General features: G+C 63.1%; 21 protein-coding genes and 1 pseudogene. 12 read left to right on the forward strand and 10 right to left on the reverse strand.

Going from position 1 to position 25,808, the window contains the following annotated elements:
- Window positions 1–107: 107 nt before the first annotated feature.
- Together rhaI and U5O12_RS13230 are read right to left on the reverse strand one after the other, a co-directional pair.
- Window positions 108–1,397 (reverse strand): L-rhamnose catabolism isomerase, encoded by a 1,290-nt coding sequence (gene rhaI / locus U5O12_RS13225; protein WP_322579089.1) that lies wholly within the window; start codon window positions 1,395–1,397, stop codon window positions 108–110.
- 24 nt (window positions 1,398–1,421) lie between these two features.
- The gene (locus tag U5O12_RS13230; protein ID WP_322579090.1) at window positions 1,422–3,527 is read right to left on the reverse strand and encodes a bifunctional rhamnulose-1-phosphate aldolase/short-chain dehydrogenase; all 2,106 of its coding nucleotides are present in this window, start codon (window positions 3,525–3,527) and stop codon (window positions 1,422–1,424) included.
- Between the two features lie 188 nt (window positions 3,528–3,715).
- Between U5O12_RS13230 and U5O12_RS13235 the strand changes: the two genes are divergently transcribed.
- Entirely contained in the window at window positions 3,716–4,744 is a 1,029-nt protein-coding gene (locus U5O12_RS13235) for a LysR family transcriptional regulator (RefSeq protein ID WP_322579091.1), read from the forward strand.
- A 64-nt stretch (window positions 4,745–4,808) separates the two neighbouring features.
- On the opposite strand, the gene U5O12_RS13240 is transcribed toward U5O12_RS13235, so the two are convergent.
- Together U5O12_RS13240 and U5O12_RS13245 are read right to left on the reverse strand one after the other, a co-directional pair.
- Window positions 4,809–5,762 (reverse strand): chemotaxis protein, encoded by a 954-nt coding sequence (locus tag U5O12_RS13240; RefSeq protein ID WP_322579092.1) that lies wholly within the window; start codon window positions 5,760–5,762, stop codon window positions 4,809–4,811.
- A gap of 59 nt (window positions 5,763–5,821) precedes the next feature.
- Window positions 5,822–7,021, reverse strand: coding sequence for a murein transglycosylase A (locus U5O12_RS13245; protein WP_322579093.1), 1,200 nt, complete (start codon window positions 7,019–7,021; stop codon window positions 5,822–5,824).
- On the opposite strand from U5O12_RS13245, the gene U5O12_RS13250 reads away from it, so the two are divergent.
- Entirely contained in the window at window positions 6,954–7,094 is a 141-nt protein-coding gene (locus U5O12_RS13250; RefSeq protein ID WP_322579094.1) for a hypothetical protein, read from the forward strand. The two genes, U5O12_RS13245 and U5O12_RS13250, sit on opposite strands and share 68 nt — an antisense overlap.
- A 67-nt stretch (window positions 7,095–7,161) precedes the next feature.
- Here U5O12_RS13250 and U5O12_RS13255 read toward each other — a convergent pair whose 3' ends face one another.
- Both U5O12_RS13255 and U5O12_RS13260 read right to left on the reverse strand, forming a co-directional pair.
- Entirely contained in the window at window positions 7,162–7,980 is an 819-nt protein-coding gene (locus tag U5O12_RS13255) for a carbon-nitrogen hydrolase family protein (protein ID WP_322579095.1), read from the reverse strand.
- Between the two features lie 22 nt (window positions 7,981–8,002).
- Window positions 8,003–11,971: a YhdP family protein gene (locus U5O12_RS13260; RefSeq protein ID WP_322579096.1), complete on the reverse strand. Its 3,969-nt coding sequence runs from the start codon at window positions 11,969–11,971 to the stop codon at window positions 8,003–8,005.
- A 63-nt stretch (window positions 11,972–12,034) separates the two neighbouring features.
- Between U5O12_RS13260 and glnE the strand changes: the two are divergent.
- A pseudogene (glnE, locus tag U5O12_RS13265) lies at window positions 12,035–14,759 on the forward strand (bifunctional [glutamate--ammonia ligase]-adenylyl-L-tyrosine phosphorylase/[glutamate--ammonia-ligase] adenylyltransferase).
- Between the two features lie 131 nt (window positions 14,760–14,890).
- Here glnE and U5O12_RS13270 read toward each other — a convergent pair.
- Window positions 14,891–15,385 carry an adenylyltransferase/cytidyltransferase family protein gene (locus U5O12_RS13270; RefSeq protein ID WP_322579097.1) on the reverse strand — a complete coding sequence of 165 codons (495 nt, stop codon included), beginning with the start codon at window positions 15,383–15,385 and terminating at the stop codon, window positions 14,891–14,893.
- A 64-nt stretch (window positions 15,386–15,449) separates the two neighbouring features.
- Here U5O12_RS13270 and U5O12_RS13275 point away from each other — a divergent pair, with 64 nt between their 5' ends.
- Entirely contained in the window at window positions 15,450–16,679 is a 1,230-nt protein-coding gene (locus U5O12_RS13275; protein WP_322579098.1) for a hypothetical protein, read from the forward strand.
- Here U5O12_RS13275 and U5O12_RS13280 read toward each other — a convergent pair.
- Window positions 16,662–17,528 carry a ferritin-like domain-containing protein gene (locus U5O12_RS13280; RefSeq protein WP_322579099.1) on the reverse strand — a complete coding sequence of 289 codons (867 nt, stop codon included), beginning with the start codon at window positions 17,526–17,528 and terminating at the stop codon, window positions 16,662–16,664. The two genes, U5O12_RS13275 and U5O12_RS13280, sit on opposite strands and share 18 nt — an antisense overlap.
- 211 nt (window positions 17,529–17,739) lie before the next feature.
- Between U5O12_RS13280 and U5O12_RS13285 the strand changes: the two genes are divergently transcribed.
- The 8 genes from U5O12_RS13285 to U5O12_RS13320 all read left to right on the forward strand — a co-directional run bounded on the left by U5O12_RS13285 (window position 17,740) and on the right by U5O12_RS13320 (window position 24,845).
- Entirely contained in the window at window positions 17,740–19,035 is a 1,296-nt protein-coding gene (locus U5O12_RS13285) for an NAD(P)/FAD-dependent oxidoreductase (RefSeq protein ID WP_322579100.1), read from the forward strand.
- Window positions 19,036–19,039: 4 nt separating this feature from the next.
- The gene (locus tag U5O12_RS13290) at window positions 19,040–19,831 is read left to right on the forward strand and encodes a DUF1365 domain-containing protein (protein WP_322579101.1); all 792 of its coding nucleotides are present in this window, start codon (window positions 19,040–19,042) and stop codon (window positions 19,829–19,831) included.
- 32 nt (window positions 19,832–19,863) lie between these two features.
- On the forward strand, window positions 19,864–21,099 hold the full coding sequence (locus U5O12_RS13295) for a cyclopropane-fatty-acyl-phospholipid synthase family protein (RefSeq protein WP_322579102.1): 1,236 nt from the start codon (window positions 19,864–19,866) through the stop codon (window positions 21,097–21,099).
- Window positions 21,100–21,133: 34 nt separating this feature from the next.
- Window positions 21,134–21,712 carry a chalcone isomerase family protein gene (locus tag U5O12_RS13300; RefSeq protein WP_322579103.1) on the forward strand — a complete coding sequence of 193 codons (579 nt, stop codon included), beginning with the start codon at window positions 21,134–21,136 and terminating at the stop codon, window positions 21,710–21,712.
- On the forward strand, window positions 21,709–23,004 hold the full coding sequence (locus U5O12_RS13305) for an MFS transporter (RefSeq protein ID WP_322579104.1): 1,296 nt from the start codon (window positions 21,709–21,711) through the stop codon (window positions 23,002–23,004). The genes U5O12_RS13300 and U5O12_RS13305 overlap by 4 nt, the downstream gene beginning before the upstream one ends.
- A complete protein-coding gene (locus U5O12_RS13310) occupies window positions 23,001–23,540 on the forward strand; it encodes a DUF3833 domain-containing protein (RefSeq protein ID WP_322579105.1) in 540 nt (179 codons plus the stop codon). The genes U5O12_RS13305 and U5O12_RS13310 overlap by 4 nt, the downstream gene beginning before the upstream one ends.
- A gap of 79 nt (window positions 23,541–23,619) precedes the next feature.
- Window positions 23,620–24,399, forward strand: coding sequence for an SDR family NAD(P)-dependent oxidoreductase (locus tag U5O12_RS13315; RefSeq protein WP_322579106.1), 780 nt, complete (start codon window positions 23,620–23,622; stop codon window positions 24,397–24,399).
- Entirely contained in the window at window positions 24,396–24,845 is a 450-nt protein-coding gene (locus U5O12_RS13320; RefSeq protein ID WP_322579107.1) for a nuclear transport factor 2 family protein, read from the forward strand. Before U5O12_RS13315 ends, U5O12_RS13320 begins: the two co-directional genes overlap by 4 nt.
- 7 nt (window positions 24,846–24,852) lie before the next feature.
- Here U5O12_RS13320 and U5O12_RS13325 read toward each other — a convergent pair whose 3' ends face one another.
- Both U5O12_RS13325 and U5O12_RS13330 read right to left on the reverse strand, forming a co-directional pair.
- Complete coding sequence (locus U5O12_RS13325) at window positions 24,853–25,086, reverse strand: hypothetical protein (protein WP_322579108.1); 234 nt, start codon at window positions 25,084–25,086, stop codon at window positions 24,853–24,855.
- Window positions 25,087–25,193: 107 nt separating this feature from the next.
- Window positions 25,194–25,808, reverse strand: coding sequence for a glutathione S-transferase N-terminal domain-containing protein (locus U5O12_RS13330; RefSeq protein WP_322579109.1), 615 nt, complete (start codon window positions 25,806–25,808; stop codon window positions 25,194–25,196).

Raw genomic sequence — 25,808 nt, forward strand, 5'->3', positions numbered from 1 at the left:
AGGGAAAATTGGCCCTAAGGCCGGTCTCGATACCGAATGCACACACCAAGGCTTGGTGGCGTGAACCGGGGTCGAAGGGGAGTGCGACATTGCTGATGCAAGTTCGCTCAAACAATGCCGCTGCTTGGGCCGCTGGCCGGGCGGATCGCCGCCATCTGCTTGCGGTAGCCGCTGGCGCGGTAGGCCTGCACCGGGTCGGCAGCGCCGCCCGCGTCCATGCGGATCTTTTGCAGCAGGGGCGTCACATCGGTGTGGAAGGCCTGCTTCAGGGTTTGCGCAGCCATCAGCACATCGTTACTGTCCTGGTAGGCGGTGAGCGCCTTGCGGTCCACCAGCAGGGCCTGGGCATAACAGCGCTGCACGGTCACGGCGCTGGTCATCAGGCTCTCGATGGGGTCGGTCACGTTGTGCGATTGGTCCAGCATGTAGGCGGGATCAAAATTGGCGGCTTGGCTTTGCGCAGCGTCCACCAGTTCGTTGAACACCAGAAACAGCTGGTAGGGGTTGATGCTGCCGCTGTCCAGATCGTCGTCACCGTACTTGCTGTCGTTGAAGTGGAAGCCAGCCAACTTTTGCGCATGCACCAGGCGCGCCACGATCAATTCGATGTTGGTGTTGGGCGCATGGTGGCCCAGGTCCACCAGGCAGCGCGCCTTGGGACCCAGGGTTTGCGCGGCCAGCAGGCTGCTGCCCCAGTCCTGGATGACGGTGGCGTAAAACGCGGGCTCGAACATCTTGTGTTCCAGGAACATGCGCCAGTCGGCCGGCAGCGCGGCGTAGATCTGGCGGTTGCTGTCCAGATAGCGTTCGAACTGGCGGCGGAAGTGGCTTTGGCCGGGGAAGTTGGAGCCGTCGCCAATCCACACGGTCAGCGCCTTGCTGCCCAGCTGCTTGCCAATTTCAATGCACTCCAGGTTGTGCGCCACGGCTTGGGCACGCACGCTGGCGTCGGCATGGGTCAGGCTGCCGAACTTGTAGGACAGCGGCTGGTCTTTCTGGTCGGAGAAGGTGTTGGAATTGACTGCGTCAAAAGCCACGCCATTGGCTTCGGCGTGCTGGCGCAGCTCCTTGTAGTCGCTCACCTTGTCCCAGGGGAAATGGGGGGACACGGTGGGCGTGCAGCGCACCAGTTGCTGGATCACGCCGCAGTCCTGGATCTTGTCGAACACATGGCGCGGCTCACCCAGACCGGGGAAGCGCGCAAAGCGGGTGCCGCCGGTGCCCACACCCCAGCTGGGCACGGCCACAGCAAACTTGGCCACCTGCGCCTGTAGCACGGCAATGTCCACACCGCGGCGGGCCAGTTGCTCGCCCAGGTTTTCGTAGTCCAGGTTGACGCGCGCAGCGGCTTGGGCGTTATGTTCCGCAATCAGGGCGGCGTTGATCAGTTGTGTCATGGTGTGTCTCGGATGCGTGTTGTCTTAGCGCGGGAAGGCGGCCAAGTTGCCCGCATCCACGTTGAGGATGTTGCCGGTGGACTTGGCGGCCAGCTCGCTGGCGAGGAAGTAGGTCGCCTCGGCAATGTCTTCGGGGAAGACGCTGCGCTTGAGCATGGAGCGGTCGCGGTAAAAGGCTTCGAGTTCTTGCTCGCTCACCTTGTTGGCCGCAGCGCGCTCCTGGCTCCAGGTGCCCGTCCAGATTTTGCTTCCACGGATCACGGCGTCAGGGTTGACCACGTTGCAGCGGATGCCCAGCGGTGCGCCTTCCAGCGCAAAGCTGCGGGACAGCTGAATCTCGGCCGCCTTGGCCGCGCAGTAGGCCACCGCCTGGTTGCTGGCCACCATCCCGTTTTTGCTGGCGATGAAGACCATGGAGCCGCCCACGGCCTGCGCCTTCATGAGGCGGAAGGCTTCGCGGCCCACCAAGAAGTAGCCCGTAGCCAGAATGCTCTGGTTGCGGTTCCACAGCGCCAGCGTGGTGTCCTCCAGCGGCGAGGCGGACGCAATGCCAGCATTGGAGACCAGAATGTCCACACCCCCGTACTCGATGGCGGCACGGGCATAGGCGGCGATGACGGACTCTTCGCTGGTCACGTCGCACACCACACCACGCACCACGTCCTTGCCGTATTTCTTGGACAGTTCGGCCACGGTCGTGTTCAGGGCTTCGGCGTCGATGTCCAGCAGCACGGCGCACACGCCCTCCTGCAGCTGGCGCTCCACAATCGCGCGGCCAATGCCGCCGGCGCCGCCGGTGACCAGGGCCACCTTGCCCACCAAAGGCTTGGCCTTGGGCATGCGCTGCAGCTTGGCTTCTTCGAGCAACCAGTACTCGATGTCAAACGCCTCCTGCTCGGGCAGGCCCACATAGGTGTCGATGGCGTTGGCATCGCGCATCACGTTGATGGCGTTCACATAAAACTCGCCGGCAATGCGGGCCGTGGCCTTGTCCTTGGCAATGGACACCATGCCAATGCGCGGCAGCAGGATGATGACGGGGTTGGGGTCGCGCAGCGCCGGGCTGTTGGCGCGCTTGCAGCGCTCGTAGTAGGCGGTGTAGTCAGCGCGGTAGTCGGCCAGTTTGGTGGCAATGGCCTTGGACAGCTCGGCACCGCCCAGGTTGTAGACCGATTCGTCCAGGATCAGCGGCTTGATCTTGGTACGCAGGAAGTGGTCGGGGCAGGAGGTCCCCAAGGCCGCCAAGGCTTCGAGCTGTTGGCTGTTCACAAATTCCATCACCACGGCTTGGCGGTCCACATGCAAGAGCTTGTGCCCGCTTTGCGAGGCCTGACCGCGAAGTACGGGCAGCACGCGGGCCAACACCTCGTCTTGAGCGGCTGCATCCAACACGTTGACTTTGGCGCCACCAAACGGCACGGCCTTGCGGGCCAGTGCTTGTGCGGCCAACCAGGTTTGGGCTTGTTCAATCACGGCCACGGTGTTCTCGTAGCAGCTGCGGGAATCGTCACCCCAGGTGAACAGGCCATGGCCGCCCAGCACCAAGCCTTTGAGGCCGGGGTGCGCTGCCACATAGCGTTGCAGTTGCAGGCCCAGTTCGTAGCCGGGACGGCGCCAGGGCAGCCAGCCGATGGTGCCGCCGAAAGCTTCCTTGGTAATCGCTTCGCTGTTGGCCATGGCCGCGATGGCGATGACCGAGTCGGGGTGCATATGGTCCACATGCGCAAACGGCAGGTAGGCATGCAGGGGGGTGTCGATGCTGGCAGCGCGCGGATTCAGGTTGAAGGTGCAGTGCGGCAGATAGCCCACCATGTCGTCTTCATGCTCGGGGCCGCGGTAGATGCCTTGCAGGGCGTTGAGCTTGTCCATGTAGAGGGTGGAGAAGCCATCGAGCTTCATGGAGCCCACATCACCGCCCGAGCCTTTGACCCACAGCACCTGCACATCCTGACCGGTGAGCGGATCCTTCTGGGTAATCTTGGCAGAGGTGTTGCCACCGCCGTAGTTGGTGATGCGCAGGTCGGAACCCAGCAGGTTGGAGCGGTACAGCAAGAGGTTGGGCTGGTCCAGCTTGGCGGCGTGGTCCTGGTTCCAGACAGGGAACGGGACGGGTTGGGAGCGAGTAGTCATGGGCAATGCAGTTACGAAGAATTGGTGTCACTGTAGACAGGCAGAGCTATAGGCACAACGCAGACTTTTTTATGAAATTGATCAGAAATTCTGATAGATCACTAGAATGCGATCCACACGCCGCGTAAGCGCCCAGCCCACCTCGCAGCGCCCGGCTGCGGCATGCTGAATCCCTAGGGAAAACACCGATGAAACGCCGCATCACTGCCCCGACGCACACACACCAAGCCCTAGGGAAATCCCGCAGATCCCCAGCAGCAAGCCCCGAGCTGCAAAGCGGCAAACGCGAGCTTCGACTCAAAAACCTCACGCTGCGCCAGCTGCGCCTGTTCGAGGCCGTGGCCACGCAGCTGAGCTACTCGCGCGCGGCCGAACAGATGAACGTGACACAGCCCGCCGTGTCCATGCAGGTGCAACAACTGGAGGCCGAGTTGGGCCTGCAGCTGCTGGTGAAAGCGGGCAAGAAGGTGAGCCTGAGCCAGGCCGGCGAAGAGATGTTGCGCCAGGCGCGGCGCATCCTCAACCAGGTGACGATCGCGGAGGAAGCGATTGGTGCCTTCCACGATGCCGCCGGCGGCCACGGGGGCCTGCTCCACCTGGGGGTGGTGTCCTCCGCCCACTACTTTGCGCCCGCCCTCTTGATGGCCTTTGCCGAACATTGGCCGGGCGTGAAGTTCAAGCTCACGGTAGACCGGCGCGAGACCATTTTGGCCATGCTGCAGGACCACCAATTGGATGTGGCGATTGCAGGCTACCCGCCGTCCGAGGCCGATGTGGAGGCCGAGACCTTTGCGCAGAACCCGCACTGCGTAGTGGCCGCCGCCAACCACCCGTTGGCCAAAAAGCGCCGTATCCACTGGGATGCATTGCGCGACGAGCCCTTCATCTTCCGCGAACCCGGCTCGGCCACGCGGCAATTCTTCGACCACCTGCTGCAGGCCCAATCGCTGCCGGTGCGGGTGACCATGGAACTGTCGGGTAACGAAACGATCAAGCAGGCGGTGATGGCGGGCATGGGCATCAGCTTTTTGTCGGCCCACACCTTCCAGGTGGAGATTGAGGCCGGCAAGCTGGCGGTGCTGCACATGGAAGACATGCCCAAGATGCTGGACTGGTGCCTGCTGCACCGGCGGGACTCAGCCCTGAGCGGGGTGAATGGCGCCTTCCGCGAATTTGTACTGGAACACGGCTCCAAGCTCGTGAAATGCCGAATGTAAAAAGGGGCCCCATAAGGCCCCCACGCTCCGCCGCGACGCAGATCGCCACCCGCCGCGCACAGCGCTAGCGGTGCAGCACGTCGCGTATCGTCGCAGCCAGTTCTTCTTCCACAAACTTGGCGATATAGGCATCAGCCCCCACGCTCTTCACGTGGCCCTCGTTGGTCGACCCCGTGAGTGAGGAGTGGATGATGACCGGGATCTGGTTGAAGCGGCCATCCTGCTTGATGTTGCGCGTCAGCGTGAAGCCATCCATCTCGGGCATTTCCAGATCGGTCAGCACCAAGGCCACCTTGTCTTTGATGGACTTGCCCTCTGCCGTCGCCGTGGCATGCATGGCCTGCAGGCGCTCCCAAGCTTCTTTGCCGGTTTTGGTCATGACATAGGGCACGTCCATGGACTTGAAGCCCTTTTCAATCATCATGCGGGCCACGGCAGAATCGTCGGCAGCCAGGATGATCTGACCCGGCTCCAGCCGCAGCTTGGGGATGCCCTTGGACTCCTCGGACTTCACTTCCTGCGGCATCACATTGCGCAGGATCTGCTCCACGTCCAGCACTTGGGCCAGACGAGTGTCTTCGGCAGCGCCATCCAGGCGCGCAATGCTTGTGACCAGCCCGCCACCCGAATTTTCGGCCGACAAGACATGCTTCCATTCCAGGCGGACGATCTCGTTCACCTCTTCCACGGCAAAAGCCTGTGTGGTGCGGGCAAACTCGGTGACCAGCAAGATACCCAGCCCCTTGGTGGGCTTGCAGCCCACCACCATGGGCAGATTGATCACGGTGATCATCTGGCCGCGGATATTGGCCACGCCCATCACTTCAGGGGGGGAGTTCACCATGGCCGTGATTTCGGGCATCACCAAAATTTCACGCACCTTGAAGACATTGATACCGAAAAGTTCACGGCGGTCTGCACTGTTGGCAGCCTCCCCCAATCGAAACAGCAGCAGTTCAAACATGCTGTTGGCGGCCAGGTTGGTCCGCTCATCAATCTCGCGCATCTCTTTGCTCATGGGGTCCGTCCTTTAGAAGGCTTCAAGGTTGCTGTGCTGCCATGGTAACGCTATCTAGGCTATTTCGGCCAGATCGCCCACATCTGCAGTGGTTGGCGCAGGCGGCCTGCCAAGTCACCGGCCTCGGCGCCCCAGCCAGCAAAATAGTCTGCGCGCACGGCGCCCGTGATGGCACTCCCCGTGTCTTGCGCCAGCACCAGCTTTTGCAGGCTGGTTTGGGGCCCGGGAGATACCAGCCACACCGGCGTGCCATAGGGAACACTGCCGGGGTCCACCGCAATCGAGCGGCCCGGTGTCAACGCCACACCCTGCGCGCCGCGCGGGCCAAACGCGGACTCCAGCTCGGACAGGGTTTCCTCTTTGAAGAACACCACGCGCGGGTTGGCCCACAACAGCTCCTGCTGGCGGCCCGGGTTTTGCGCCAGCCAGGCCTTGATACCGGGCCACGACGCATCTTTCACCAAACCTTGGTCCAGCAGCCAGCGGCCCACACTGCGGTAGGGTTGGTCGTTGGTACCGGCGTAGGCTAGGCGCACCCAGCGCTGGCTGCCATCAGCCTGCGCCATGCGCACCCGGCCCGAGCCCTGGATTTGGAGAATCAACGCATCCACGGGATCCGCCATGTAGGCAATGGCGCGACCTTTGAGCACGGCCTGTGCTTCGGGCAAGGTGTCCATTTCCTGCCGTGTGTACCAAGGCTTGCGCTGGGCCATACCAGGGGGCGGGCCATAGAGGGGGACGGTGAACCCAGGCGCAGGCACCCGACTGGCCTCGATCACGGGCTCGAAATAACTGGTGAGCAGGCCGATGGACTCACCAGGCGCCGCTTCGATGCGGTAGGCCTGCAAACGCGACTGCATCCAGGCCAACTGCTCTTGGGCGTTGCCAATGCTCAGGCGCCGCACCTCGGGGCACAAGGCGGCCCACGGTGGCGCAACTTTTTCACAGCTTTTGAGCCAAGCATTCCAGGCTTCGAACAGGTTGTCAGTGCCCCAGCCTGGCAGTTCGGACCAAGGTACGGGTACCCAGGTACTACGAGCCTGAGACAGGCTCCCCTCTGGGGGAGCAGCGGGTGCGGGGCGGGAAGGTACAGCAACCGGGCTGGCCACGGGGGCAAGCACGGGCACACTCCCGCAACCGGCCAGCGTTCCTACAATCAGCAGCGTTGCCACCACTGCCCCATAACGCCCCATGACACTGCTGCTGCTCGAAGCCCTCGGGGCCGGACTGATTTTTGTTGCCATCATTTGGTGGACCATGTTTGCCGGCCGCAAGGGGGGGGAGCTGCCGTCACAGGACGCCACCAACGACACGCCGCAAAAAGAAGATTGAGATTTAAGGCATTAGTAGCCAGAAAGCCCATGGATATTGCGCCAATAGCTACTTTTTTCATAGCAAGTTAAGCCAGCACACGGTGTTGTAGAGATGGCAACTGACTGCGCAATTGCAGCAGACGGGCTGCATCGCAGTCGGCCAGCACCACACCCGCGCCTTGCGCCTGCTGGGCCAGCACCTGGCCCCAGGGGTCCACCACCAGCGACTGGCCCCAGGTGCGCCGCCCGCTGGGATGCACCCCGCCTTGGGCCGCAGCGGCCACAAACGACAGGTTTTCGATCGCGCGGGCGCGCAGCAGCACCTCCCAGTGCGCCTGGCCCGTGATGTGGGTGAAGGCGCTTGGCGCCAGAATCAGATCCACCCCTTGCTCGGCATAGGCGCGGTAAAGCTCGGGAAAGCGCATGTCGTAGCAAATGCTCATGCCCACATGCCAGGTGTGGCCGTCGCGCGAGGGCAGCGCAAACACGGTGGGCGTGTGGCCGCGCTCCAGCACACGCGATTCGTCGTAGCTCTCGCTGCCATTGTCAAAGCGGAACAGGTGGATCTTGTCGTACCGCGCCACACATTCACCCTGCGGGTTGTACGCCAGCGAGCTGTTGAAGACGCGGTCTTTCTGGTCAGCGGTGATCGGCAAGGTACCGGCCACGATCCACAGACCCAAGCGACGCGCGGTAGCAGCCAGAAAATCCTGCATGGGCCCGCTGCCAAAGGGCTCCTGAATGGCCAGTTTGTCTGCGTCGCGTTGGCCAATGAGGCAAAAGTACTCGGGCAGCACGGCCAGCTCAGCGCCGGCCTGGGCCGCTTGTTCCAGCAGGGTCTGGGCTTGTTGGAGGTTGTCCGACAGTTGGTCGGTGGACACCATCTGGAGGGCGGCAACACGCATGGCGATAACTCCTGAAGAATGATTAACGGCGCTCGACTTTGGTGACCTTGGGGTCCACCCAGGTACCGTCGATCGTAAATTCCTGCGTGGCGGCGTTGACCAGCGGCCCCCGCAAGATCAACTGGGCCAAGAAGGTGCTCAAGCCCACCACCGGGTTGATGGCCGCCGCGATCAGCGAGGCGCTACCGGCATTGATTTCGGGCACCACTACCACGCGCAGGTTTTGCGTCTCCTTGGCAATGTCGGCTTGGCCATCCATCAGCACTGCCGCGTTCACACCTTTCATTTGCAAGTTGCTGGTTTTGGCAATCCCTTGCTCCACCGCAATGTCGCCACGGAAATAGTCAAAGGCAAACCCTTCGCTGAACACATCGCGAAAATCGAGCGTGAGACGGCGCGGCAGCGACTGCAGGCTCAGCACCCCCAGCAATTTGGCAATGCCCGGGTCGGCCTTGAGAAACTGCCCGGTCTCCACATTCACATTGAAGTTGCCGCCCATGCTGGCGTAGTCCACTGTGATGGGAGAACCCAGCCAGGCGACTTGGCCTTCGACCTTGCCCTTGCCATTGCGCACGACGCCGGGCATACCAAACCGCGTCAGCAATTCACCCGAGTTATTGATATCGAGCTTGAAGTTGAGCACCGTGCGGCGCCGCTCCTTGAGGCTGCGGCCTGCCGTTGCACCGCCCAGATTGGCCCAGTTGCCACTGGCCGTGAGGGTTGCCTCGGGGGTTTGAATGTTGAAGCGGTTGAGCCGCCATTCGCGTGCACCGGTCGGCCCGAGGTTCACCGCCTCCAAATCCACCCGCCCCAGCTTTTTGCCACGCAGCTCAAAGTCTTCTACTTCGATATCCAGCGCAGGGATGGTGCTGGGCTGGTCGTCCAGCAAGCTCTCCACATCTTGCGCCGTGCTTTGTCCCACCGCAAGACGAGCCAAGCGGGCGTACACACGCCCAGCATTCGGCCCCGAAGGCTGGCGGTATTCGAGGTAGCCACTGAGCTCGGTCGCATCCAGGTTGGCACGCCAGACCATGCCATCACGTCCACCACCCACCACCATGTTGTGCAACTTGCGTCCGCCTACGGTGAGCTCCTTGGTGCGGACAGCCAACACCGTAGGCAAATACCCCATGGTGGCCGAGGTCCCGGAAGTCGGCACGTTGCCCACCGGCACGCCTTCACCGGCCACGCGCTCCAACACCTTGCTCCACGCATCAGCGTCCAGCACCGCCACGCTGACGTTGGCCACCACGCCTTCGTCTGGCAGCGGTGCCGACTCGTCATCGGCCAGCCCCAGGGCTATGGCTCCGCGCACCACACGCGCCTGCGTACCAGACAGATCCCGCACATACACGGCCGAGGCCAAACGTCCCAGTTCCAAGCGCAGCTGCTCCAAGGGCTGCGGACTCGCCATCCCTGGGGCGGGGCGCACCGCTGTGTTGTCCAGCCGCAAAGGCAGGGGCTGCTCGGCTGGTTTGGCAAATGGGGCTGGCAAGGCCAGTGCCATGCCCACCAGGCTGGAGTTGAGCTGCCATTCCAGAGTGCCGGAGCGCAAGCCCAGCACCAAGTTGTAGGCAGCTGTGCCCCGCATATCGCCAGCCAGGCGGGCCAGTGGGCCGAGCTCCTTGGCTTGGCGGAGGCCTTCGGCGGTCGCGGTACCCTGGACACGCAAAGTGGCCGGCACCACGGTGCGGTTGGCCGGCGTAGCGGCTTGCAAGCTCAATCCGCCATCTATACGTACATCGCCGCCCACGGCACGCGCGGCAACACCGGCAACGGTAAAGCTGGACTCGTTGAAGGCCACCGTACCCCTGGCCCGCTGCAATCGGGGGGTATCCGAGGTAATTTGCAGGTCATTGCCGGAAAGTGCGATGGATCCCGACACCGTGGCGCGGTCCACATCGGCAATGGGGAAGCCCAGCTTGAGCTTGTACTCTGCGCCCCCCGTAGCACTGGCGGTCGCCAGCACGTTGTCCAGCAGCCCCCCCAGCGGGGAACGGTTGACCACAGCCAGCACATCGGCCAGCGGGCCTTTGGCATCGGCCGCGACCTGTAGTTGCGCACCGTCGTAAATATTTGTGATCAAGCCTTCGGCCTTGCCTAGCTGGATGGCTGTGCCGGCGAGTAGGCCCCGGTCCACCCTGGCCTGCAAAGTGGCGTGGTCAATGATGAGCTCGCCGTTGAGTTGTTCCAGCGCCGGCCAAGGCAAGCTGTTTTTCGGCAGCAAGGACGGCGGCACATACGCGAGGCTGGCATTCTGCACATTCGCAGAAATGCGGAAATCGCCTTGCTTCGCATCCGTAAACGGGAAGCGTGCCAAGTCGCCCTTGAGCTTGAACTTGACTCCCGTCGCGGTGCCCGCCAGCACCGCTCCCCGCACATAGTCACGCACCTCTTTGTCCAACTCCAACGGCAGATAGCGGTGTACACGCGTGCCTTCGGCCCGCGCCAAACTGCCCTGCAAATCGAGTACGCCAGGGCCATTGGCTGCAGACTGCCACTTGAACAACAACTCACCTTGGGCGTCGGCATTTGCAAAGCGCACGTTGCTGCCGGACACCGTCAAGGCCTCGCCCTGACGCTGCCATGCCACATCGGCTCGCAGTTGCTCAAAGAACACGGGGCCGTCTTCGAGAATGCCGAGTGCGTCGAACACGCCTTTGTCCAACACCAGCTGGACCTTGCCGCCGGCCTGGTTCAGGTCAAAGTCGGCGTCCAGTCCCTGAAAGCCTGGGCGCAACACCTTGTTGTGGTTTTGCGCCGGGATCGTGAGTTGGCTGACACGCCCTTTGAGCGCATAGTTTTCAGGTTGTTCCAGGGGGCCGCGCCAACTTCCATCAAGTTGCTCCACCAGCCCGCGCGCACCCAACTGTTTCAGTTCGGCGTGCAGCGCATCGCCCAAGGGGAGGCGCTGGGCAATGTCGCCGATCGCGGCCAAGTCCAGCCGGTCAGCCACTACTTCGCCACGGGCGGGAGTGTTCCCCGCAGCGTCCCAGCGGCGCAGCAGCACATTGCCGCCGGGCCAACGCACGCCGTCCTCCGTTTCAAACTGCAGGGCCTGGGTGAATACTTCCGAACCACCCTCCAAGCGCTGTGCGCCCACGCGGCCCGACACCGTGCGCAAGCTCAATGCGGGAAGCTTCGCTCCAGCGGTGAGCTGCACACTTGCCATCTGGACATCAGCCGTGGCACCAATGACCTGACCCTTCTTCACATCCACCCAGGCCCGCAAAGCGCCTTGACCTTGCACCAGGTCCACTCCAAGGTCTACGTAACGGCGCAGGTGTGACAGATCTACCTGCGGAAAACTCGCGTACACCTGACCGTCCCAGGTTTGCCACTGGCCCGAACGGCGCGCGAGCAAGGGCTCCCGAAAAACGCCAGACACGCTAAACCGGTCACCCCACGCAACCGGGGCTTGGGCATCAAGTCGCACCGCGTGCGAGAGAAGGCGGTTGCGCAACACGAGATTGACTTCCTGCAGAAGCAACGCCGGCGCGCCGCGCAGCTCGTCCGTCCACTGCACGGTGCCACCCACAATGGCCAGCTCCGACTGCGCAAACAACCAGTCGAGTGCGGGGCTGTCGTCGCCACCGCCTTCAGGCAATGGCATGCCGGCAATCCAGAAGCGCCCATCCGGCGTGCGACGGATATCGAGAACCGGCTTGGCGATGTAGAGCTGCTCCACGCCCATACGCAAGAGCGAGTGGGGGGAAAGTGCCGCTTGGACGGAAGGCAGCACCAGGGCATCTCGACCTTGAGGGTCCAGCAGGCGCACCTGGGTCAACTCAACAGAGGGGATCAGCCCGTTGGAAATGGCGGCGATGCCACCGATCTGGACGGGGGTTCCCAGCGCCGCGGAGGCCCGTTGCTCCAGCCACGGGCGAAGTTCGCCGATTCGGGGCACAATCCAAAAATGCAGTCCCGCCCACGCCAAACCCAGCACCAGCCAAGCCACTAACAACAAACGAAGGGCCCACTTTGCGCTCACAGCAGACGCTTTGAGCCAGATCGAGGGGGCGGGAGTCAAATCATTCATCGTGCTATCGGGACTATGTCAGGAATTATGACCCGCAATGAGCAGCCACCTCGCTCCGAGGGTTCACGCTTTGGCCAGCGTATCCGCCGCCGTTATGCCGAGCAGCTACCCCTGTGCCACAACAGCGCGCTGACGCGTACCCAATTGCAGGGCTTGCTACAGGGCCTGCTGACCCAGGGATTTGACATCGGTGCGGCGCTGCGGATGACCCGCCAACTGGCCATGGAGCGACTGCTTCGCCTGGACTGCGATGAGCAGGGCTCGCTTGGCGAGGTGACCCGGGTGATGACCGAACTGGCCGAACTGGCGCTGGACCAGGCCTACCAACACAGCTATGCAGTGCTGGAGCAGCAGCACGGGAGCCCCTGCACGCCGCAGGGGGATTTGTGCCAACTGTGCATCATCGGCATGGGCAAACTGGGGGCGCGTGAGCTCAATGTGTCCAGCGACATTGACCTGATCTACGTCTACGACCAGGACGGCGAAACCAGCGGTAACGCAGAAGGCCGTGGCCGCATTTCCAACCAGGAGTTTTTTGCCAAGATGGTCAAGGCCATCTATGCGCTGGTGGGCGACACCACGGAGCACGGCATGGTGTTCCGCGTGGACTTGGCCTTGCGGCCCAACGGCAACTCGGGTCCACCGGCCGTTTCGCTGGGTGCGCTGGAAGAGTATTTCCATGTGCAAGGGCGGGAGTGGGAGCGTTTTGCCTGGCTCAAGAGCCGGGTGGTCGCGCCGGCACAGGCCATTGGCTCTGCGTGTGCGCAGCAGCTGCGCAGCGTGGTGGTGCCGTTTGTTTTCCGTCGCTACCTGGACTACAACGTGTTCGACTCCCTGCGCGGCCTGCACCGCCAGATCCGCGACCATGCGGCCAAGCGCAGCGCCGGGCGGCCCGAACGCAGCAACGATGTGAAGCTGTCGCGCGGCGGCATCCGCGAAATTGAATTCACCGTGCAGCTGCTGCAGGTGGTGCGTGGCGGCCAGTACCCCGAGCTGCGCACCCGCCCTACCGTGAGCGCACTCCAGCGCCTGGTGCGCGCCGGTCTCATGCCCCAGGACACGGCCGATGCGCTGACCCGGGCCTACATCTTTCTGCGCCAGGTGGAGCACCGCATCCAGTACCTGGACGACCAGCAAACCCATGTACTGCCCACCGACGAGGCCGATCTGCACTGGATCGCCCGGACCCTGGACTTGCCCGACAGCACCGCCTTGCTGCAAGAGCTGGACAAACACCGCGAGCTGGTGGCACAGGAGTTTGACGCGCTGCTGGGCGGCGCCCAACCCGAATGCCGCGGCTGCACCAAAGGCGGCAGCAAGCACCACGAGCTCCGATCTGGACGGTGTGCTGGAGCATCTGGACGGCCGCTTCAAAGAGCGCATCACGTTATGGCGTGAGCACCCACGGGTGCAGGCGCTCAAAGACGAATCACGCGCGCGGTTGGGCCGGCTGGTGCAGCGCACGGCGCTGTGGCTGCGCGAAGGCCGGGTGAACGAAGAGGCCTGCGTGCGCCTGGCCGACTGGATGGAGCCGCTGCTGCGCCGCGAAAGCTACCTGGCCATGCTGCTGGAGCGCCCCAAGGTGCACGAGCGCCTGTTGCGCATGCTGGGCACCGCCCGCTGGCCCGCACGTTACCTGCTCAAGCACCCCGGCGTCATTGACGAGCTGGCCAGCAACGCCATTCTGGAAGAACGCTTTGACCCGGTAGCGTTCGAGGATGACTTGGAGCGCCGCCTGCGTGCCCTGCAAGGCAGCGCCGAAGACGACGACGAAGCGCTGCTGAACCTGCTGCGCCGCGCCCACCATGCCGAGGTGTTCCGCATCCTCACGCGCGATGTGGAAGGCCGACTCACCGTCGAGCAAGTGGCCGATGACCTGAGCGCGCTGGCCGAAGCCGTGCTGCGCACCACCACGCGCTGGTGCTGGAGCCGCCTGAAAACCCGCCACCGCGAGGACCCGCAATTCGCCATCATTGCCTACGGCAAGCTGGGCGGCAAAGAGCTGGGCTATGGCTCCGACCTGGACATCGTGTTCCTCTACGACGATGAGGACGAACGCGCCGGCGAAATCTACGCCGCCTTGGTGCGCAAGCTCATCAACTGGCTGACCGTGAAGACCGGCGAAGGCGACTTGTACGAGATCGACACCGCGCTGCGCCCCAATGGCAATTCGGGCCTGCTGGTGACCAGCTTCACCGCCTATGCCAATTACCAGGAGCAGCGCGGCAGCAACACCGCCTGGACCTGGGAGCACCAGGCCATGACGCGCGCACGCTGTGTGCTGGGCCCGGCCAGCCTGCAGCAGCGCTTTGACACCGTGCGCGACAACGTGATCCGCACCCCACGCGACGCGAATGCCCTGCGACTAGAGATTGAAACCATGCGCGCCAAGGTGCGCAGCGCCCATCCCGACAAGGGTGGGCAGTTTGACGTCAAGCACAGCCTGGGCGGTATGGTGGACATCGAGTTTGCCGTGCAGTACCTGTTGCTGGCACATGGCCAGCACCATGCCGAGCTGCTGCCCAATGTGGGCAATATTGCGCTGCTGCAACGCGCGCAAGCCTGCGGCCTGCTGCCCGCACCGGTGGGAGACGACGCGGCCCAGGCCTACCGCCAGTTGCGCCAGCTGCAACACCGGGCCCGGCTCAATGAGGAGCCCACCGAGGTGGAGCCGGACACCGTGGCTCGCGAACGCAGCGCGGGACAGGCGCTCTGGCACGCAGTATTTGGCGCAAGCTAGATTTTGGGTGTTTTAGGCCTCAAGCCCTCGTGCAATCTGCGCGAGCAGCTATACATTTAATAGCGAATTTACCCGGAGCAGTCCGCAAGGGTTGCATTCAGGCGGCGCGGTAAACGTCTGTTCGCGTGGGTTTAGCTGGCCCGAATCCGCTGCACCAGTTTGGTGGTGGAGTAGCCGGCCACAAAAGGCAGCGCCAGCGCGCGGCCGCCCCAAGACTCGACCAGTGCGGTCTCGGGCAGCTTGGCCATGTCGTAGTCCCCGCCTTTCACGAGTATGTCGGGGCGGATGCGCGCGATGATCTCCACCGGCGTGTCCTCGCCAAACCAGGTCACCAGGCTCACAGCCTCTTGGCTGGCCATGACGATGGCGCGATCGGCCTCGGCGTTCAGGGGGCGATCATCGCCCTTGCCCAAGCGCTTGACCGAGGCATCTGTATTGAGTGCCACGATCAGGCTGCCGCCCAGCGCGCGTGCTTGGGCCAGGTACATCACATGGCCCCGGTGCAGCACGTCAAACACCCCGTTGGTGAACACCCAAGGACGCGGCAAACTGGCAAGGCCAGCCTCCAGCGTGCTGGAATCCACAATTTTCTGAAGAAATGCCGGAGCTTGGTCGATAGAAGACATGCGGGCAATGCTAGCAGCATGGCGCTGCGTCTTTCGGCGGGCATTGCATAATCCGCCGACTTCTATGCACCTTGTTCCCGTCAACGTTGAGTCCATCCGCATTGGCCAGCCTTTGCCCTTCCCCTTGGTGGACAAGGACGGCACCCTGCTGGCCAAAAAATCGTTTGTCATCCCCTCACGCCGGGAGTTGGACGAAATTTCCCAACGTGGCGGAGGTCTGTTCATTGACGTGGCTGACTCGGAGGCTCACCACCGAGCCTATGTCGAACGTCTGTATGACCTGGTGCGTGAAGACAAACCGCTGGGGGAAATTGCCGGCGCCAAAATTTCGGGCGACTCTGCCAGCGACCGGATTGCCGAGCAGGACGACCGCATGGACTGGCTGGACCTGCAGGAAACAGCCAACACCTTGCTGCGTGATACCCACGCCATCTCGTTTGCGGACCGCTTGACGCGGCTTCTGCGGCAGCTGCAACGCCACAGCCAGCGCAACCCCGATGGCACCCTGTTTGCCCTGATTTACCTCTCCGCCACCGACACCCACATGTACAGCGCAACCCACGCCATGCTGGTCAGTGTGATGTGTGGACTTGCGGCCAAGGATGTACTGAACTGGTCAACCGAGGACCAAGCGCTGGTGGTGCGCGCCGCCCTGACCATGAATGTGGCCATGACTGAACTGCAAGACCGACTGGCGTTGCAAGTCGAGCCGCCCAACGCGCCCCAACGGGCAGCCATCGATAGCCATGCCCAGCGCTCAGCCGAACAGTTGCGCGGCATGGGCATTGGAGACCACGACTGGCTGGAGGCTGTGCGCGGCCACCATATCCAGGCACCGGGGCCACTGGCCGCGCGCGACCGGCCCCAACGGATCGCCCGCTTGATCCAGCGCGCCGACATGTTTGCCGCGCGCTTGGCCCCGCGCGCAGCGCGCGCGCCCATCTCACCGGCAGCGGCCATGCAAGCGTGTTATTTTGATGAGAAAAAGGCGATTGACGAAGCCGGTGCAGCCCTGATCAAAGCCGTCGGAATCTACCAGCCGGGATCATTTGTGCGTTTGGCCACCGCCGAAGTGGCTGTGGTGATCAAGCGCGGCGCCAATACGACCACACCACGGGTCGCTGTCCTGATCAACCGCGCGGGCCTTCCCACCGTAGAACCCACCATCCGTGACACCAGCGTGCGCGAACACCGGATCGTGGCCAGCGTACCGCACCGTGATGTGAAGGTGCAAATCAATTTGGAGCGGCTGCTGCCGCTCACTGCAGCACCCGCCTCAGACCGCCCGTGGTGAGGCGCTGTCGAGGTTGGTACCGAGGTCGCGGGCCAGCTCTTTGCGGAACTTGTTGAGCTCTTGCACCGTGGTGAAGCTGCGCTCCATGAGCAAGCTCATGTTGTGCAGGATGCGCTCGACCACTTTGGTCTCCCACACGGCATCAAAATTGATCTGCTTGTCCAGCCAGTGCTCCAGCCACTCCGGGTTGGGCAAGCGGCTCTGGATCGTATCGCGCGGGAACAAGGCTTTGTTCACGTGCAGGTTGGTTGGGTGCAGGGCTTGTGCAGTGCGGCGGGCCGATGCCATCAGCACCCCGACCTTGGCAAACGCACTCTTGGCTTCCAAACCGAAGTTGCTGATCGCACGCTTCATATAGCGCAGATAGGCACCGCCGTGGCGGGCCTCGTCCTGGCTGAGCTTGGTGTAGATGGCCTTGATGACGGGTTCGGTATGCCATTCGCTGGCGCGGCGGTACCAGTGGTTCAGGCGAATCTCCCCGCAGAAGTGCAGCATGAGAGTCTCCAGCACAGGTGCCGGGTCGAACTCGAAGCGCACCGCGTGCAGCTCTTCCTCGGTAGGCGCCATGTCGGGGCGGAAACGGCGCAAGTACTCCATCAGCACCAGCGAGTGCTTCTGCTCTTCAAAAAACCAGATGGACATAAAGGCGGAGAAGTCGCTGTCACCCCGGTTGTCGCGCAGGAACATCTCGGTGGCCGGCAGGGCCGCCCACTCGGTGATGGCATTCATCTTGATGGTGGCGGCCTGCTCGTCGGAGAGCTTGTCTCCCTCAAATGCAGCCCAGGGAATGTCTTTGTCCATGTCCCAGCGGACGGATTCCAGCTGTTTGAAGAGTTCAGGGTAAAGCATGGCGACCTTTCAGTTCCAATTTCGCGGGATTCTAGACGGGCTGTGTGTCAGGACGTTGACAGAGCCGTGACGCTTCCCCGCAAGCAGCAAGGTTTTTCATGCAGCTCCGCAGCGCAAAACCCATTCTATTAAAAAATTACCAAGCAGTCACAAAAATACCTTATAGTTCATTCATCGTTTGTTCCGAAGCCCTCCCCGGCCCCCCGCTGTCATGAAAATCGCCATCGTTGGTTCCGGCATCTCCGGCCTTGCCGTCGCCCATACCTTGCGCGGCCAGGCCGACATCACGCTGTTCGAGGCCGGCAGCTACTTTGGTGGTCACACCCACACGGTGGATGTCACCCTGCCGGGCCCGCGCGGAGAAACCGTCACCCATGGCGTCGACACGGGCTTTCTGGTTTTCAACGAACGTACGTACCCGCATTTGATTGCGCTGCTGGCCGAACTGGGCGTGGACACTGCCAAATCGGACATGTCCTTCTCGGTCCAAGTCCCCGGTGCAAAAGGCGGTGGCCCTTTGGAGTGGAACGGTTCTACCCTGAGCACGGTGTTTGCCCAGCGCAGCAATCTGGTGAACCCGCGCTTTTTGCGCATGTTGCGCGATGTGCTGCGCTTCAACCAACTTGCCACCGACATTGCGGTGCGCAACGCCGAGACGGAGTTGATGCAGCCGCTGTCAGAGTTTTTGCAACAGCACCGCCTGAGTGCTGAATTCCGCGACTGGTATTTCCTGCCCATGCTGGGCTGCATCTGGAGCTGCCCGACCGACCAGATGCTGCAGTTTCCCGTGGCCACCATGATCCGTTTCTGCCACAACCACGGCCTGATCCAGGTCAGCAACCGGCCCCAGTGGTGGACCGTGACCGGCGGCGCCAAGCACTATGTAGAAAAGATCGTGGCGCAGGTGGCGGACAAACGCTTGAACACCCCGGTACAACAGGTTAAGCGCACACCAGACGGTGTCCTCATCACCTCCAAGGGGCAGACGGAGCGTTTTGACAAAGTGGTGTTGGCCAGCCACTCCGACCAGTCGCTTGCCTTGCTGGCCGACGCCACAGCCCAGGAGCGGGCGACGCTGGGAGCCATCCGCTACCAGGCCAACCGGGCGGTGCTGCACACCGACACATCGGTGCTGCCGCAGTCGCGGCGCGCGTGGGCGGCCTGGAACTACGAACGCAGCGCCGATGGTGCACAGGACGCGACGCGGGTGTGCCTGCACTACCTGCTCAATATGTTGCAGCCGCTGCCGTTTACCCAAAGCGTGGTGGTGTCACTGAACCCGGTGCGCGAGATCGCGCCCGAACATGTGCATGGCAGCTATGACTACGCCCACCCCGTGTTTGACTTGGCGGCCATTCGTGCGCAAGGCGAAGTGGGCGGCTTGCAAGGCCAGCACCACACCTATTTTTGCGGCGCCTGGACCGGTTATGGGTTTCATGAAGATGGCCTGAAATCGGGCTTGAACGTGGCCAAACGCCTGCAAGCTGTGCTGGCGGCGGAGTCCTGAAGCCATGAACGGCAGCGCGCACCCCACACCGTCCCCCACGGCGGCGCTGCTGGGCTTTGGCCAGGTGCGCCACACGCGCTTGCGCCCGGTGCGCAATGCGTTTGCCTACGGCACCTATTTTCTGATGCTGCCCATGCGCAGCCTGCAGGCGCAGGGCCCGGGCCATCTGGCGCGCAACCGCTGGTCGCCCCTGAGCTTTTACGACCGCGACCATGGCGACGGGCGCGGGCCCGAACAGGGCGGCGCCTTGGCGTGGCTCGATGCACTCTTGTTGGCGGAAGGTATTGCAGACGCCGATGGCGAAGTCTGGCTGCACTGCTACCCGCGCGTGCTGGGCTTCACCTTCAAACCCGTGAGCTTCTGGTACTGCCACCGCGCGGATGGCAGCTTGCGCGCCATTGTGGTGGAAGTGAACAACACCTTTGGCGAGCGCCATTGCTACCTGCTGGACCAGCCGCGTTATGGCGCCGAACTGCGCGCGGACAAGGTGTTCCATGTGTCGCCGTTCTGCCCGGTCGAGGGTGGCTACCGCTTCCGCTTCATGCTGACACCCGACCTGCAGCGCACCGTGGCGCGCATTGACTACGACGACACCCATGGCCCGCTGATCGAGACCAGCGTGAGCGGCACCTTGGAACCCCTGAGCCCACAGAGTGCGCGCCGCGCACTGTGGACCTACCCGGCCATGACGCTGGGCGTGGTGGCACGTATCCACTGGCAAGCGCTGAAACTCTGGCTCAAAAAAGTCCGGTTCTTCCACAAACCAGCGCCACCTGCCCACCTAACCAGCCGCTAACCCTTTTTTTGCATGACCGCGTGAGACGCCCCATGAACACCAACAGCATTACCTCTGGCGCACCCGCGTTTGCGCTACCGCGCGGCACGCCAGCTGCCGCACGCACTGTCTTGAAACTGCTGCAAGGCTTGCGCCACGGCAGTCTGACCGTGCAACTGCCCGATGGCAGCACCCAACGTTTTGGCGGCGAGGCCTTGCCCCACGCCAGCATCCAGCTGCACAACTGGAATGTGTGCAGGGCCGCCATCAAGTCGGGCGACATCGGTTTTGCCGAGAGTTTTATTGCCGGCGACTGGAGCACCCCCAACCTGACCGAACTGCTGCGCGTGTTGGTGAAAAACCGCGCCGAGGTGGAGGGCGTGATCTACGGCACCTGGGTCGGGCGGCTGTTCTACCGCATCAAACACCTGCTCAACCGCAACACCAAGGCCAACAGCCAAAAGAACATCCACGCCCACTACGACCTGGGCAATGCCTTCTACACCCTGTGGCTGGACGAGACCATGAACTACTCGTCTGCCATCTTCGCTGGCAACACAGAGCAGCCCATGGCTGAGGCACAAAAGGCCAAGGTGCGGCGGGCGCTCTCCATGGCCGGCGTACAGGCCGGGGATCGCGTGCTGGAGATTGGCTGCGGCTGGGGTGCGCTGGCCGAGATGGCCACCACGGAGTTCAATGCGTCCATTACTGGCGTCACCCTGAGCACCGAGCAGCTGGCCTTTGCGCGGGAGCGCATGCAGCGCTTTGGCGTACAAGAGAAGGCGGACCTTCGCTTGCAGGACTACCGCGACATTGCGGACGAACCCTTCGATGCCATCTGCTCCATCGAGATGGTGGAAGCCGTGGGCCGTGAATACTGGCCCACCTACTTCGCCAGTGTGTCCAAACTGCTCAAGCCAGGCGGCCGGGCCTGTGTGCAAAGCATCGTGATTGACGACGCTTTGTTCGAGCGTTATGTGGCATCGACTGACTTCATCCAGCAGTACATCTTCCCCGGCGGCTGCCTGCCCTGCCCGCGCGAGTTCCGCGCCCAGGCCCATGCGGCGGGCCTGGAGGTGGTGGACGAGTACGCCTTTGGCCCCGACTACGCCGAAACCCTGCGCCGCTGGCGCGATGCTTTCCTGGCGGAGCGCGAGCGCGTCATGGCCGCCGGCTTCGACCAACGCTTTATGTTGATCTGGGAGTTCTACCTGGCCTACTGCGAAGCTGCTTTTGACGAACGCAACATCGACGTGGTGCAGTACACGCTGCAAAAACGCGCGGCGTAAGCCACACGCACGGCAACCACTCCTGCGCCCTGCCATGCAGCACCCGCCCACCCGCCGCCACCTCTTGCGCAGCAGCTTGCAGCTCGGCGCGGGTGTGGCTGCCTTGGCCCACATGGGCCGCGCCTTCGCGCAGAACAATGCCCCGCCCGAGGTGCAGGCCCAGCTGCCGCAGGCAGGGCGCGCGGGCGGTACACGCATGCGGTTTTTGGGCCTGTCCATTTACGACGCCAGCCTGTGGGTGGCACCCGGCTTTGAGGCTGCGCAGTACGCGGCCCACCCCATCGCGCTGGAGCTGCGTTACCTGCGCTCGCTCAGCGGCAAGTCCATCGCAGAACGCTCGCTGCAAGAGATGCGCCGCGGCGGTCCGCTGGATGCCGTTACCGAACAAGCCTGGCTGCAGGCCATGGTGGAGGCCTTCCCCGATGTGAAAGACGGCGACCGCATCACAGGCCTGCACATGCCAGGCGCGGGCACCCGCTTTGTCTACAACGGCGCACTGCGCGCCACCGTGGCCGACCCGGCCTTTGGGCCCCGCTTCTTTGGCATCTGGCTGGCTCCCTGGACCAGCGAACCACGCCTGCGCAGCGAATTACTTGCGGGGCTGAGCCCATGAGCCAGCGCCCGGCCCCCACTGCAGCCTTCGACTGGCATGCCGGTTGGCGCTACGGCCTCATGGGCCTGCCGCTGGCGTTTGTGGCGCTGCCGCTGTATGTGACGCTGCCCAACCACTACGCCACCGCCTTTGGCGTGCCCCTGGCCACGCTGGGCGCGGTGCTGCTGGCTGCGCGCCTGTTTGACGCACTGATCGATCCGCTGCTGGGCCGCTGGAGCGACCGCTTGTTCGCCCAGTCGCTGCGCGCGGTGCTGGCCTGGGCCGCGCTCGCCTGTGGGGTGCTGGGTGCGGGCTTTGCCTTGCTGTTTTTCCCGCCGGTGCGGGGGCCGGGCGCCTTGGTAGCGTGGGCCACGGCTTGCCTGGTAGTGACCTACGCCGCTTACAGCGCGCTGAGCATCCTGCACCAGTCGTGGGGCGCGCGGCTAGGGGGTGACGAGGCCCAGCGCAGCCGCGTGGTGGCCTGGCGTGAAGGGCTGGGGCTGCTGGGCGTCGTTTTGGCATCGATTGCGCCGCTAGCCCTCGGTCTGCCTGCGACAGCAGCTCTGTTTTTGATAGCACTCTGCGCAGGCTGGGTGGCTTGGCGGGTGGCGCGCCAGCCCCCAGCAGGCGCTGCGGCGGCCCGCGAGGCGGGCTTCTCGGCAGGCCAGCCCGCGTCGGTGTGGCTGCCCTTCACGCGGCCTGCGTTTCGCGCGCTGCTGGCGGTGTTTGTGGTCAACGGCATTGCCAGCGCTGTACCTGCCACGCTGATTCTGTTTTTCGTGCAAGACCGGCTGCAGGCGCCACCGGGCATGGAAGCGGTCTTCCTGGGCAGCTACTTTGTGTGCGCGGCCCTGGCTCTGCCGCTGTGGCTGCGCGTGGTGCCGCGCCTGGGCCTGGCGCGCACCTGGCTGGTGGGCATGCTGCTATCCATGGCGGTGTTTATCTTCGCCACCCAGTTGGGCGCGGGGGACACGGTGGGTTTTGTGGCGGTGTGTGTGCTGTCAGGCATTGCGTTGGGCACCGACCTGGCCCTGCCGGGCGCCCTGCTGGCTGGCACCATTGCCGCCGCTGGCGACCGAGGGCGAACCGAGGGCGCCTACTTTGGATGGTGGAACTTCGCCACCAAGCTCAATTTGGCACTGGCAGCCGGTGTAGCGCTGCCGCTACTGGGCCTGCTAGGCTACACACCCGGCACCCGCGCTCCCGAAGCGTTGCAGGTCCTCACCATCGCCTACTGCCTGTTGCCCTGCGTGCTCAAAGCCGCGGCGGCCGCGTTGCTTTATTTCCTTGTCATCCGAAAGACCCCATCATGAAACGACGCCTGCTCCTCAGCGCCGCCACCGCAGCCAGCGCCCTCGCACTGGGCGGCTGCGGCACCCAACGGATTGACCAATACAGCCAAGAAAAACCGGTGCTGGATTTGCCGCAGTATTTCAATGGCGTGCTGGATGCCTACGGCGTTTTCACCGACCGGTCAGGCGCCGTGGTCAAACGCTTCACGGTAGTGATGCGCTGCAGCTGGCAAGGCGACGAGGGTGTGCTGGACGAAGACTTCACCTACTCCGATGGCACGAAGCAAAAACGCATCTGGCGCCTGAAGAAGCTGCCTGATGGCCGCTACACCGGCACCGCCGACGACGTGGTGGGCACTGCCCAAGGCCAAGCGCGTGGCAATGCGTTCTACTGGACCTACACGCTCAGCCTGCCAGTGGACGGCACGGTGTATGACGTGCGGTTTGATGACTGGATGTACCTGATGACCGACACCGTGATGCTGAACAAGGCCACGATGAGCAAGCTGGGCGTGCGCTTGGGAGAAGTCACGCTGTCGTTCACCAAACGCCCATAAATTCGAGCCAAATTGGCACCTAGCACCCGTGGATATTGCGCGAGCAGCTATCAAAAATAGAGCATAGAAGGTTGTTCCCATGCCCCTCTTTCAGCCCCTTAACCCTCCGCTGCGCGATTGGCGCGGCAAAACGGTGTGGATTGTTGGTGCCTCCAGTGGCATTGGCGAGGCCACCGCATCAGCCCTGCATGCGCAGGGCGCGCAGGTCGTCGTGTCCGCACGCAAGGCGGCCGATCTGGAGGCCTTTGCGTCGGCCCACCCGGGCAGCACAGCGCTACCGCTGGATGCCACCGATGCCGCAGCGGTGCATGCTGCGGCCGACGGATTGTTGGCGCAGGGGCCGCTGGACTGTGTGCTGTATTGCGCAGGGCACTACACCGCCATGCGCGCCACGACGCTGGACCTGAGCGACATGCAACGCCATACCGCCGTAAATTACACCGGCGCCTTGTACGTGCTCAGTGCAGTGCTGCCCGCTTTGCTGGCGCGCGGCGAGGGCCATATCGGTTTGGTGGGCAGTGTGGCGGGCTACCGGGGCTTGCCCAACAGCTTGGCCTACGGGCCGACCAAGGCCGCGTTGATCAACCTGGCGGAGACTTTGTACCTGGACTTGCATGACAAAGGCATTGGCGTGTCGCTGATCAACCCCGGCTTTGTGCAGACTCCGCTGACGGCGCAAAACGACTTTGCCATGCCCGCGCTCTTGACTCCCGCGCAGGCCGCACAGGCCATCCTGAAAGGCTGGGCAAAGGGGCGCTTTGAGATCCACTTCCCCAAACGATTCACACTGTGGCTCAAAGCCCTGCGCATGGCGCCGAACCGGGCCTACTTCTACCTTGTCAGCCGCGCTACCTTATGACTTCGCCGCATTCCTTGACCGATAACGCGGTGACCCGCGTGGTGACATTTTTTGAAACCCTCACGCCCACATCATTGGCAAGCCTGCCTGCGCTGTACGCGCGGGATGCGCGTTTCAAAGACCCGTTCAACGACGTCACCGGACTGCCCGCGATCACCCAGATTTTTGGGCATATGTTCGAAGCGCTGGAATCCCCCCGTTTTGTGGTGCGCGAGCGCATCGTGCAGGGCTCGCAGTGTTTTCTGACCTGGGAGTTTCGCTTTCGCTTCCGGCGCTTCAAGCGGGACGAGGAGCAGGTCATTTTGGGCGGCTCGCACCTGGTGTTTGACGAAGCGGGGCTGGTGACGCTGCACCGCGACTACTGGGATGCGGCGGAAGAGCTGTACGAGAAATTACCCGTAGTGGGCGGTGTGATGCGCTGGCTCAAACGCAGAGCCAACAGCTAGGCGGCAATCAGCGCCCGGCGGCGTTGGCTTGGCTGCCAAATTTGCTGCCTTGGAAGTCCTGAAAATCGACCGAACGGCGTGGCTCCCACCAAGCGCGCAAGCTGGCAAACACATTGCGGCATCCCGTGCATTTGTATTCGCCGGTGGGTTTGAGCGCTCCATTGGCGGCGCGGTCAATCACCGGCTGGTAGCTGGTGGCACCGCATTCGCGGCACTTGTAAACGGTCTTGTAAGTCGCCATGGTGGGCAGACTGTAAGCACTGGCGCGGCTTTTGGCCAGTGTTTTTATGTAATGCCGTGTAAAAACAGGCCTTCCAGCCACTTTTGGCTCGGCAGGCCGCGCCAAATCTAGGCTGGCAGGGTGTCAGAAAAGCTGGGCCGTTGTGCCAGTTTTTCGGCCAGTTTGGCCAAATTGGGGTGGTCGGTCCGCCAATCGATCTGGGGAAAACGGAAGTCCAAGTAGCCCAGCGCACAGCCCACGGCAATATCGGCCAAACTCAAATGGATGCCGGCACAAAAGGGTTTGTCGCCCAGGCCGCGGGCCATGGCTTTCACCGCATCATTGACCTTGACCATTTGGCGGTCGATCCAGGCTTGGCTGCGTTGCGCCTTGGTACGCCCGGTCCAGGTGGCCTCCAGGCGCGCCAGGATGGCTGCGTCCATCAGACCATCGGCCAAGGCCTCCCAAGTTTTAATTTCAGCACGCTCGCGGCCCACCGACGGAATCAACTTGCCCACGGGCGAGAGCGTGTCCAAGTACTCGACGATGACGCGGGAGTCAAACAAGGCCTCTGCGCCTTCCATGATCAGGCAGGGCACTTTGCCCAGCGGGTTCGACTCTGCAATCGTCGTGTCAGCGCTCCAGACGTCTTCCGTGACGAAGGCGTAATCGAGTTTCTTCTCGGCCATCACGACGCGGACTTTGCGAACATAGGGGCTGGAAGTGGATCCGAGTAATTTCAT

Source organism: Rhodoferax sp. (assembly GCF_034519335.1).
Classification (GTDB): Bacteria; Pseudomonadota; Gammaproteobacteria; order Burkholderiales; family Burkholderiaceae_C; genus Allorhodoferax.

Bases quoted from the DNA above. Each gene is read 5' to 3' on its own strand.
- rhaI (WP_322579089.1), bottom strand. From the start codon at position 1,397: ATGACACAACTGATCAACGCCGCCCTGATTGCGGAACATAACGCCCAA.
- U5O12_RS13325 (WP_322579108.1), bottom strand. From the start codon at position 25,086: ATGGCGACTTACAAGACCGTTTACAAGTGCCGCGAATGCGGTGCCACC.
- U5O12_RS13245 (WP_322579093.1), bottom strand. From the start codon at position 7,021: ATGGTCCACCAAATGATGGCAACAAAAATCAGTCCGGCCCCGAGGGCT.
- U5O12_RS13295 (WP_322579102.1), top strand. From the start codon at position 19,864: ATGAACACCAACAGCATTACCTCTGGCGCACCCGCGTTTGCGCTACCG.
- U5O12_RS13300 (WP_322579103.1), top strand. From the start codon at position 21,134: ATGCAGCACCCGCCCACCCGCCGCCACCTCTTGCGCAGCAGCTTGCAG.
- U5O12_RS13320 (WP_322579107.1), top strand. From the start codon at position 24,396: ATGACTTCGCCGCATTCCTTGACCGATAACGCGGTGACCCGCGTGGTG.
- U5O12_RS13290 (WP_322579101.1), top strand. From the start codon at position 19,040: ATGAACGGCAGCGCGCACCCCACACCGTCCCCCACGGCGGCGCTGCTG.
- U5O12_RS13275 (WP_322579098.1), top strand. From the start codon at position 15,450: ATGCACCTTGTTCCCGTCAACGTTGAGTCCATCCGCATTGGCCAGCCT.
- U5O12_RS13330 (WP_322579109.1), bottom strand. From the start codon at position 25,808: ATGAAATTACTCGGATCCACTTCCAGCCCCTATGTTCGCAAAGTCCGC.
- U5O12_RS13285 (WP_322579100.1), top strand. From the start codon at position 17,740: ATGAAAATCGCCATCGTTGGTTCCGGCATCTCCGGCCTTGCCGTCGCC.
- U5O12_RS13250 (WP_322579094.1), top strand. From the start codon at position 6,954: ATGACACTGCTGCTGCTCGAAGCCCTCGGGGCCGGACTGATTTTTGTT.
- U5O12_RS13310 (WP_322579105.1), top strand. From the start codon at position 23,001: ATGAAACGACGCCTGCTCCTCAGCGCCGCCACCGCAGCCAGCGCCCTC.
- U5O12_RS13255 (WP_322579095.1), bottom strand. From the start codon at position 7,980: ATGCGTGTTGCCGCCCTCCAGATGGTGTCCACCGACCAACTGTCGGAC.
- U5O12_RS13270 (WP_322579097.1), bottom strand. From the start codon at position 15,385: ATGTCTTCTATCGACCAAGCTCCGGCATTTCTTCAGAAAATTGTGGAT.
- U5O12_RS13230 (WP_322579090.1), bottom strand. From the start codon at position 3,527: ATGACTACTCGCTCCCAACCCGTCCCGTTCCCTGTCTGGAACCAGGAC.
- U5O12_RS13305 (WP_322579104.1), top strand. From the start codon at position 21,709: ATGAGCCAGCGCCCGGCCCCCACTGCAGCCTTCGACTGGCATGCCGGT.
- U5O12_RS13235 (WP_322579091.1), top strand. From the start codon at position 3,716: ATGAAACGCCGCATCACTGCCCCGACGCACACACACCAAGCCCTAGGG.
- U5O12_RS13280 (WP_322579099.1), bottom strand. From the start codon at position 17,528: ATGCTTTACCCTGAACTCTTCAAACAGCTGGAATCCGTCCGCTGGGAC.
- U5O12_RS13240 (WP_322579092.1), bottom strand. From the start codon at position 5,762: ATGAGCAAAGAGATGCGCGAGATTGATGAGCGGACCAACCTGGCCGCC.
- U5O12_RS13315 (WP_322579106.1), top strand. From the start codon at position 23,620: ATGCCCCTCTTTCAGCCCCTTAACCCTCCGCTGCGCGATTGGCGCGGC.